At 69.6% G+C, this 8,492-nt stretch carries 12 protein-coding genes; all 12 read right to left on the bottom strand.

Translation table 11 applies throughout. From position 1 onward, the window contains the following. Positions 1–570, bottom strand: a 570-nt coding sequence (locus tag CLV30_RS23255; RefSeq protein ID WP_146154807.1) for a hypothetical protein, incomplete at its 3' end; no start/stop codon positions are given. Position 571: 1 nt separating this feature from the next. After that, positions 572–3,319, bottom strand: a complete 2,748-nt coding sequence (locus tag CLV30_RS23250; protein ID WP_106539632.1) for a phage tail tape measure protein — start codon at positions 3,317–3,319, stop codon at positions 572–574. A gap of 12 nt (positions 3,320–3,331) precedes the next feature. After that, positions 3,332–3,613 carry a hypothetical protein gene (locus CLV30_RS23245; protein ID WP_106539631.1) on the bottom strand — a complete coding sequence of 94 codons (282 nt, stop codon included), beginning with the start codon at positions 3,611–3,613 and terminating at the stop codon, positions 3,332–3,334. Positions 3,614–3,621: 8 nt separating this feature from the next. Further along, a complete protein-coding gene (locus CLV30_RS23240; protein WP_106539630.1) occupies positions 3,622–4,314 on the bottom strand; it encodes a hypothetical protein in 693 nt (230 codons plus the stop codon). Positions 4,315–4,411: 97 nt separating this feature from the next. Further along, positions 4,412–4,903, bottom strand: a complete 492-nt coding sequence (locus CLV30_RS23235; protein ID WP_106539629.1) for a phage tail tube protein — start codon at positions 4,901–4,903, stop codon at positions 4,412–4,414. 6 nt (positions 4,904–4,909) lie between these two features. After that, on the bottom strand, positions 4,910–5,077 hold the full coding sequence (locus CLV30_RS26730; RefSeq protein WP_165358733.1) for a hypothetical protein: 168 nt from the start codon (positions 5,075–5,077) through the stop codon (positions 4,910–4,912). Between the two features lie 37 nt (positions 5,078–5,114). Further along, on the bottom strand, positions 5,115–5,519 hold the full coding sequence (gene gp17, locus CLV30_RS23230) for a tail completion protein gp17 (RefSeq protein WP_106539628.1): 405 nt from the start codon (positions 5,517–5,519) through the stop codon (positions 5,115–5,117). 1 nt (position 5,520) lies between these two features. Then, a complete protein-coding gene (locus tag CLV30_RS23225) occupies positions 5,521–5,910 on the bottom strand; it encodes a hypothetical protein (RefSeq protein WP_106539627.1) in 390 nt (129 codons plus the stop codon). Continuing rightward, positions 5,907–6,302: a DUF6093 family protein gene (locus tag CLV30_RS23220; protein WP_106539626.1), complete on the bottom strand. Its 396-nt coding sequence runs from the start codon at positions 6,300–6,302 to the stop codon at positions 5,907–5,909. Before CLV30_RS23220 ends, CLV30_RS23225 begins: the two co-directional genes overlap by 4 nt. Continuing rightward, the gene (locus CLV30_RS23215) at positions 6,302–6,880 is read right to left on the bottom strand and encodes a hypothetical protein (RefSeq protein WP_106539625.1); all 579 of its coding nucleotides are present in this window, start codon (positions 6,878–6,880) and stop codon (positions 6,302–6,304) included. The genes CLV30_RS23220 and CLV30_RS23215 overlap by 1 nt, the downstream gene beginning before the upstream one ends. A 24-nt stretch (positions 6,881–6,904) precedes the next feature. Continuing rightward, the gene (locus CLV30_RS23210) at positions 6,905–7,249 is read right to left on the bottom strand and encodes a hypothetical protein (RefSeq protein ID WP_106539624.1); all 345 of its coding nucleotides are present in this window, start codon (positions 7,247–7,249) and stop codon (positions 6,905–6,907) included. After that, positions 7,246–8,466 (bottom strand): SU10 major capsid protein, encoded by a 1,221-nt coding sequence (locus CLV30_RS23205; RefSeq protein ID WP_106539623.1) that lies wholly within the window; start codon positions 8,464–8,466, stop codon positions 7,246–7,248. The genes CLV30_RS23210 and CLV30_RS23205 overlap by 4 nt, the downstream gene beginning before the upstream one ends. Positions 8,467–8,492: the final 26 nt, after the last annotated feature.

Raw genomic sequence — 8,492 nt, 5'->3', positions numbered from 1 at the left:
CGCCGTCAGCTCCGTCAGCTCACCGTCGGCGGACATCGTGACGTTCCCGGCCACGCTGCGGATCTCGGCCGCTTTCAGGTCGATCGTGAACCGCTGCCCGGACCGGCCGAACGTCGACGACCCGGAGAAGTCGGCCATGAACAACCAGCGCGCGTGGTTGGACAGGTCGCCGTGGCGGCCGGCGTAGAAGCTGATGTCGCCGATCCGGTCGACGTCGTCGACGGTCAGCGTCAGCCGGAACATCTTCCCGCCGATGTACTGCGCCGGCCACGTGACGTCGAGCCCGACCCACTGCGTGTCGCCGGCGGTGACGACCTGCCCCGCCATGCCGAGATTCACGACCGGGTCGGTGACCGGGGTGACGCGGTAGTGGTTCTGCACGCCCGGGGTGAACTCGTAGTCGTCCAGCTGGAACGCGTTGGCGTCCATGGTGACCGGGGCGCCGCCGCGGACCTGCGTCCAGTGGAGCTCGTCGATGGAGCGCTCCACCAGCGCCGCCGAGCCGGGGATCGTGTCCGCGGTCAGCCGCACCCGGGCGAGGTCGGGCAGATACTCGACCGTCAACGGCATCTCAGGCCACCGCCGTTCCTGTGCTCGCGCGTCGCATGGTCTGCCGGTCGTGCTCGCGTAGCCCTTCCGCCTGCTCGGCGCGGATGATCCCGCGCATCGGCTGCCCGTCGACGTCGAGCGTCAGCGACACCCCGTCGAGCGCGGCCGCCAGTGCGGACGGGTGGAGTGTCGACGTCGACTGCACCGGCGCGGCTGCAGGCATCAGCGTGTGCAGCGGCCCGCCGGACGCCATCGCACGGGACTCCGCGTTCGAGTAGATGTCGCTGCCGCGGGGCAGGCTCACGATCTCCGGGCCCTCTTCGCCGACCCAGGTGAGCCCGCCGCGCCAGTTCCTGGTGCCCGTGGCGTTGCCGGGGGTGAACTGGCCAGGGATTCCGGACGTCGGGGAGTTCCAGATCTCGCGGATGGTGCGCTGCACCGTCGTCATGGTCGCCGTGGCTTCGCGGCCGTCGAAGTCCTTGAGCCACCAGACGGCGTCTTCGATCTTGTCGCTGGCGTTGTCCTGCGCGGAGATGGTGGCCCTGTAGTTGCCGGGGATCAGGCCGAGCTGGTCGGCCAGCGCCCGCGCCTGGCCCTTCGTGAGGCCCATCCGGCGCGCGGTCTTGATGAACGACGCCCGGGAGTTCGCCATGACCTTCTGCAGCCGCTTCTCCGACGCGCCCTGATCGGCCAGCGCGCTCACGAGGTCCAGCGACGACGACGCGATCTCGTCGAGTGCCGCCTGGTTCTTGCGGCCCTTCTCGGTGGTGACGTCCAGCGTCGTGCCGTTCTCCTCGATCGAGGTGGTCGCGTTGTCGATGGCGGCCTGCAGGTTGCGCTCCGCGTCGCGGGTCGACAGCGCCAGCAGGCCAGCTTCCTGCATCTTCTCGACCAGATTGACCAGCGCCTCGGCCTGCGTCTGGATGCCCTCGGTCGTGGAGTCGAAGTCCTGCGACAGCTGGTTCTGCGCGGTCCCGGCCTGTCCGGCAGCCTCGGTGTTGGCTTCCGTCTGCACGCGGCTCTGGGCCAGGGCGTCGGCGTACTGCGGCAGATGCTCCTCGACGAACTTCTGCATCTCGTCGCCGCTGAGCCCCATGGCCTCGCCGAGGAGCTTCACCGACTCCTTCGCCTGGCCGACGCTGCCGCTCGCGACCATGCTCGACAGGGCACCGTCGACCGCGGTGATGGACTCTTTCCACTGCTTGTTGACTTCGGCGGAGTCCTTCGCCGAGGTGGTGAACCCGTCGAGGCTCGTCGGGATGAACCCGAGGACCTTGTCCGCGCCGTCCAGCTCGCCGCGCAGATCAGCAATCTGGTTGATCAGCTCGCTGTTCGCGCCCTTGCGCAGATCCTGCAGCGCCTCCGCGGCGGCGCCGGTGCCGACCTCGGCGACGTCGACCGTCTGGCCCAGCAGGTCCATCGCCGATGCCAGCAGACCGATCCCGGTCGCGGCACCTCCGAGTAGACGCATGGTGCGGCCGACCCTGCTGGTCGAGATGCCGAGGTCGCGCATCGCGTCGCGGGTGTTCGCGACCCCCACGACGAGCTTGCCGATGCCGGCCACGCCCAGCGCGACAAGGCCGCCGCCGCCGACGATCGCGAGCGTGGCGGACTTCACCTCGGGCGGCATGTCGTTGAACGCGTTCACGGCGTCCGTGGCGCGCTGGGTGAGCGACCGCAGTGGCCCGTCAGCGCCCTCGCCGGCGCCGATCAGTGCGGTCTCGAGGGCGCCGCCGAGCTCTTCGAGGTCGCCCTTGAGGTTGTCCAGCCGGGTCGCGGCGGTCTCGGCGGCGTAGCCCTGGTCGTCGACCGCGGCGGTCCATTCCTGGATGCCGGCCTTGCCCTCCTCGTAGATGACCGAGGCGGCACGCACGGCGTCGGACCCGAACAGCGTCGCGAGGGTGGCGTTGCGCTGCGCGGGCGTCATGTCCTCGAGCGCGCCCTGCAGCTGGCCGGCGAACTCCGCCATGCCGACGAAGTTGCCCTGCGCGTCGTACGCGGAGACGTTCAGCCGCTGCATCAGGTCGGCCGCTTCGCCGGTCGGGTTCGACAGCCGCTGCAGCATCGTCTTGAAGCTGGTGCCGGCGTCGGAGCCGAGCAAGCCCGCGGACGCGAACGCCGACAGCGACGCGGCGGTCTCCTCGATCGTCAGGCCCGTCTGGGACGCGACGAGACCGGACTGTGCGAGCGCCTGGCCGAGCTCGGTGACGCCACCCTGTGCCTTGCCCGCCCCCGCAGCGAGTAGGTCGGCGACGTGCGTGACGTCCTCACCGGCGAGATCGAACTGCGTCAGCGCGGTCGCGGCGGTCTCCGCGGCCTCGCCGACCGAGATCCCGCCGGCGGCGGCCAGGTCGAGCGCGCCGGTCAGGCCGCCGGCGAGGATGTCCTCTGCCGTGACGCCGGCCTTCGCCAGCTGCTCGATGCCGGCCGCGGCCTCGGTCGCGGAGAACGCCGTCGACGCGCCCGCGTCGATGGCGGCCTGCCGCAGCGCGTCGATGCTCGCCCGTGCGTCGTCACCGGTCGCCTCGACGGCGGACATGGCGGCGTCGAAGTCGGCGAACTTCTTCACCGCCAGCCCGGCGCCGGCCGCGGCGGCGAGACCGAACGCACCGACCCCGGTGGTGAGAGTGTTGATCGACTGCTCGCGCTGACCGACCCAGTCCAGACCGTCGGTGCTGACCTGTTTCAGTGCCCGGGTCGCGGTGCGGGCGCCGGCGACGACACCACCGACGTCGAGGCCGAGCTTGACGACGATCGAACGGTCAGCCACCGGCCACCCCCATCACGTCGTGTCGGTCCTGAGGTCGGCGCGAAACAACAGCGCCCCGGCCTGCGGTGCCCGGTTCTGCCGGTCGGTGGCGAGTTGCTCCTGGGCGCGCAGCAGCGCGGTGCGGCGGTGACACCGCGTCGGCGGGTCGCTCGTGTAGCGGTCCTCGTTGGCCGGGTCGAGGGTCTCGGCCGCGCGGCCGCCGCATCCGCACGGGCAGGCGCCGTCGCGGTACTCGGCCAGCGCCAGCATCAGGGACCGTTGATCGTCGTCCCACTCCGCCTCGGTCGTGGTCACCGACCGGATCAGTCGTCCTTGCTCGTCGTACTCGTGCTCGACGACTTGCCGCGGCTCCCACCCCTGGAACCGCTTGTCCGAGATCCGGAGCCGTTCGGCTTGCTCGAGTCGCCTCCGGAGCTCTGGTTGATCTTCGAGGCGACGTGCGAGAAAGGGACGCTCAACCCCCCACGGTTGAGCGCGTACACGTTGTTACACAGGTTCGACCACTGCTCGTCGTTGACCGCGTCGACGATCGCCCGGTACAGCTCCGGCTCGGTCTGCGTGAGCTCACCATCGACCTCGGCGGCCATCCGGCACGACTGCCCGTCGGCGGTGGTGACCTCGATCATGCTCAGCGGCATGACCTCGTCGAACACGGCGTCGCGGTTCGCGCCGAACGCCTTGTCGTCCTCGTCGCCGTCGCGGGGCGGGTGCTTGACCACGTACCCCGTCCACGCACGGCCGAGACTGCGCAGCCGCACGATCGCGCGAGACTGACGCACCTGCTCCTCGAGCTCGTCGACGCGCTTGGCCAGCCGCCGCGCCTCCGGGTCCCCGGCGAGCGAGTCGGCGCTGGCGCGGTGCTGCTGCTGACGGTCGGTCAGCTCCCGCTGGGCGTCCTGCCAGTCGGCATACAGACGCCCGTTCAGATACAGCGGCACGGTGACTTCGGCGAGACTGACGTTCAGCTTCGCAAGGATCGACTCGGCATCGGACACAGTGGGCTCCTGGCGGTGAGACGGCTCCTGGCGGTGAACCGGGTGTGTGGCGGTGCGGCCTCGACCGCCAGGCGAGAGGCCGCACCGCGCCCTGGGGTCAGACGCCGCTGGCGACGACCGCACGCAGCTCCGGCTGCGAAGTGATCTTGACCGGCACCTCGTACCGCTGGGTGGTGTTCGCCTCGGGCGGCAGGTTGCGCACCTCGCCGCACTCCACCGGATACACCTCGACCTCGTCCGTGGACGTGATCGCGGTCTCGACATCGATCCCGCGGCGCACGACGATGTGCGTGCGGTAGCTGCGTACGAGCGTGTCGTACACGGTGTCCGGCGCGGTGTCCTGCTTCTTCAGCCGCAGCATCGTCCCGGAGAACGACGCGCGTCCTGCCAGCCGCGTGTCGAACGTGCTGTCGAGTGAGGAGTTGTCGACGTCGGCGGTCTCCGGCTCGAACCCGACGAGACCGTCCGGGGTCATGATCGGGTGCAGCTCCACGCCGGAACCGAGCTCGGTGTCCGTCGGTGCGGCGAGGTCGGCGATCGTCGGGACCTCGAGGACGATGGTCTTCCCGTCAGTGATGATGTCCGCCATCGGGTTCTACCCCTTCGTGCTCTCGGAACCCGAACCGGTCGGCGCGGGCTTGGGTTTCCAGCCGCGCTTGGCGAAGTCCGCCAGGACGGCCGGCCGGTTCGGCACGCGAGTCGTGCCTTTGTGCTTCTCGTGGGTGACCTCCACCCACTTGGACTGCTGCTTGGGCGCGGACATTGGTTCCTCCGTCGGGAGCGGGTTACGGGACAGCTGTTCAGGCCGGGATCGAGGCCAGTCGCCACACGTCGACGCCGTACATCGGGTGCAGCGTCGTCGCGGGGATCGTCACGTCGGCGTCCTGCCGGATCGGCTCGGAGTACAGGATCGACAGGCGCCAGCACGACCGGCCCGACACGACCGGCCGCACCCCGAGCAGCGCGTCGCGCACGCTGCCCTGGATGATCCGCACCGACTCCGCGGTCGCGGCGACCGTGGTGACGTACAGGCTCACCTCGAGCTGCGACATCTCCTCAGTCAGCGACGTCGACGGACGGGTGCCCCCGGTCGACCAGATCACGTTGTACGGATACGCCGGCTCGGTCGGGACCTGCCCGTCGTACAGCGCGGCCACATCGGTCGGGATCAGCGCCGACACCGCGGCGATGTGCTCGGCCAGCACGTCAGCCGCCGAGGAATCCGTCGACCATGTCGGTGATCGCGCGGTCGAACTTCGGCTCCTCCGACCGGACTGGTCCCTCGAGGTCGAGCACGGGCGCGTTCTTCGACGATCCGAAGTACAGCAGGTTGCCCAGCGCCCCCTGGGTCCGGTTCTTGTCCGGGCCGATCTCCGCCTCGATACTCCCGGCCCCGTAGTTGATGTCGTAGCTGATCGAGTTCGGGAACGCGGGGAACGACGGGTGCCCCTGGGCGGCGTCACGCAGCCCGTTCTTGATGTTCAGCGCGCCCTTCTCTACGATCGCCGCGGCGTCGTCGACAGCACGCCCGGAGATGCGGCCGACGTCTGCCGCCAACGCCAGCACCTCGCTGTCATCAACCCTGATGCGGTTCATCCGGCCACCTCCGTGATGAAGTAACGCCGCATGGTCTGGTGCGACTTGGTCGACGGGCCCGCCACACGCCACACGCGCCCGATCAAGTCCGGATCGAGCTGCGACGCCGTCACATCGACGATGTCGCCGACCTCGATTCCCGTGACGGACATCGGGACCTGCAGCACGCTGCGCACGACCGTGAACGAGTACTCGCCGGCCTCGGGCCGGGACTCGTACGGGTCGCTGGTCTGGATCCGGCACGCGCCCGCGTAGATCTCGTTGTACGTCGTGCTGGTGGTGCCGTCCGGGTTGGTGACGGTGCCGGTGACGCGGCGGACACGGCAGGTGTCGATCATGAGCGCTTCGGCGCGGCGGCGGCCGCGGCGCAGCACTCGCTCGGCGGTGCCCATCAGCCGATCCGCACCAGGCCGGCGCGCCCGCCGTACGTACGTCGCAGCAGCCGACGACTCAGCGCCGGCAGCAGGTTCGTCCTGCTGTCGCCGCCGGTCTGCACCATCTGCTCGCGGTAGTCGTCGATGGAGAACCCGCCCGTGACGCCGTCCGGGTTGGCGTGCAGCGCGGCGGTGAGGTCGAGCGTCAACTTCCGCGCCAGCCCGAGCGCCGGATCACCCGGCGCGTACCCGTGCGTGTACGTCACCGACACGACCGACGGCTCGTAGACGTGCTGCGACCAGCCACGAGAGCGCCACAGCCGGGCGCCGAACCGCTTGTAGTCCGTCACCGCCTCACCGTCGATCTCGACCGAGGACACGTCGGTCACCGGACGCTGCGGCAGGGCGAACCAGAACGACGGCGTGCCCATGACCGCGGCCTGGTCATCGATGACCTGCACGAGATCCTGCCCGGCAGCAGCCTGCACCTCGGCCGTGGCCAACTCGAGCAGCAGCGTCGCTAGCTGGTCTGGCAGGCTGGTGGCGTTCTCACCGAGAAGGTCCCGCAGGTCGGCAGGCGTTGCGAGCGTGACCATGCGGGACCTCCTCGGTTCGGATCGTCAGGACTCTTCGGGCACGGACTCGTCATCCGACTCGTCGTCGTCCTCGTGGTCCTCGTCCTCGGCGTCGTTCGCGCCGGAGTCCTCCGTCGCGGCTTCGATGGCCGCGAGGATGTCGGCCTTCTTGGACGCGTCGCCGAGGTCGATGCCCTGATCTGCGGCGTAGGCCCTGAGCTCGGGCACCTTGAGCTTGTCGAGAGGCTTCTCACCCGTGGCCGGCTCCTGCGGTGTCGGCTTCTCGGCGGTGAGCTGCCAGCCCTCGTGCGACCAGACCCGGTCGAAAGCCTCCCGGCTGGCCCGCTGCACCCGCCCCGACTGCGGGTGCAGCATCGTCACGGCACTCACGCGGACGCCCGGTGGATGCCGAGCAGCTTGCCGTGGGCCTTCTCGTTGCCGTACTTCAGCCCGACCTCGCCGTAGATCTGCTCACGCTCCGCGGCGCCGTCCTTGGCCAGCGGCTCCTGGAACAGGAAGCCCTTGCCCGGGATCGGCAGGAACACCGGGGCGCACTCCTCGAGGGAGACGACCTCGAGCGCGCCGGACGGCATGTACCGGTTCAGCATGATGTTGAGCGTGCCGAAGTCGGTTTCGATCGTCTGGACGGCGACGCCGCCGACGTTGCGGGTCTGCTCCTGGTAGTTCTTGTCGGTGACGAAGATCTTCGTGAGCGCCCGCTTGAGCGTGGAGTTCGCCATCAGGGTGGCGGTCTCCTGCTCCATGATTCCGCCGTTGTCCCACACGTCCTGCAGCAGGTCGAGCACGAACGGTTCGGTCAGCGCCACGGTCTTGTAGAAGTCCGCACCTCCCGACGACCCGAACGTGATGGGGGCGCCGCCGGGCTTGGTGGCGAGCTGGAAGCTGGTGCCGCTCACGTTGACCGCGTAGTACAGGTGGTCATCGTCCAGCACGCCGACCGCGCCGCCGGTGAGCGCCCGCGCGGACACGGCGGCATCCTCCGTCAGCGAGTTCGTCTCGGTGACGGTGCCGTCCGTGGCGATGGTCGCCCCGCCGCCGCCGATCAGCTCGGCCTGGTCCGACGCGTTGGTTTGCGTCGCCTGCAGGATGCCGCGCGTCTTGCGGGGTTGGCTGTTGTCCGACGGGTTCTGGAACGTCCCGCCGATGAAGCCCTTCTCGATGTCCCGCGCGATCTGCACGAGCGCCTGGCGGACCTGCCAGTCCATCTCGTCCAGCACCGGGTTCGAGCCGGCGACACCGACCGCGCCCGGGTGGTTCGACCCGGTGGAGTTGAACTGCCCGGTGGCCGCCAGCTTCGTGTAACTGATGTCGACGGACTCCTGGTGGACCTCGACGACGTTGGTCACGTTGAACCGGGTGCGGTTCTCCGGGGTCGGCGCGTTCGCGCCTTCCGTGCGCTGCCGGTTCTTGTCGGCATTGCGCAGGTCGTAGCCCGTCCACTGGAACAGCACCGACGCGGCGGACTCGCCGCCGGTCAGACCGCCGATGGACGACAGGAACGGAGTGTCGGTGGGGGTCACGGCGAACAGCTCGCCGACGTAGTTGGGCAGGTTGAACGTGGTTCCCTGCCCGGCGATTCCAGCCATGCTGGTCTCCTCCTAAGAGCGGACGG

The organism is Haloactinopolyspora alba (assembly GCF_003014555.1).
Taxonomy (GTDB): Bacteria; Actinomycetota; Actinomycetes; order Jiangellales; family Jiangellaceae; genus Haloactinopolyspora; species Haloactinopolyspora alba.
Note: the sequence above shows the minus strand (reverse complement) of the source record. Positions and strands in the feature narration are given on the sequence as shown.

Excerpts from the sequence above, each read along its gene's own strand:
- CLV30_RS23235 (WP_106539629.1), bottom strand. The coding sequence starts at position 4,903 with ATGGCGGACATCATCACTGACGGGAAGACCATCGTCCTCGAGGTCCCG.
- CLV30_RS26730 (WP_165358733.1), bottom strand. The coding sequence starts at position 5,077 with ATGTCCGCGCCCAAGCAGCAGTCCAAGTGGGTGGAGGTCACCCACGAG.
- CLV30_RS23225 (WP_106539627.1), bottom strand. The coding sequence starts at position 5,910 with ATGAACCGCATCAGGGTTGATGACAGCGAGGTGCTGGCGTTGGCGGCA.
- CLV30_RS23220 (WP_106539626.1), bottom strand. The coding sequence starts at position 6,302 with ATGGGCACCGCCGAGCGAGTGCTGCGCCGCGGCCGCCGCCGCGCCGAA.
- CLV30_RS23215 (WP_106539625.1), bottom strand. The coding sequence starts at position 6,880 with ATGGTCACGCTCGCAACGCCTGCCGACCTGCGGGACCTTCTCGGTGAG.
- CLV30_RS23205 (WP_106539623.1), bottom strand. The coding sequence starts at position 8,466 with ATGGCTGGAATCGCCGGGCAGGGAACCACGTTCAACCTGCCCAACTAC.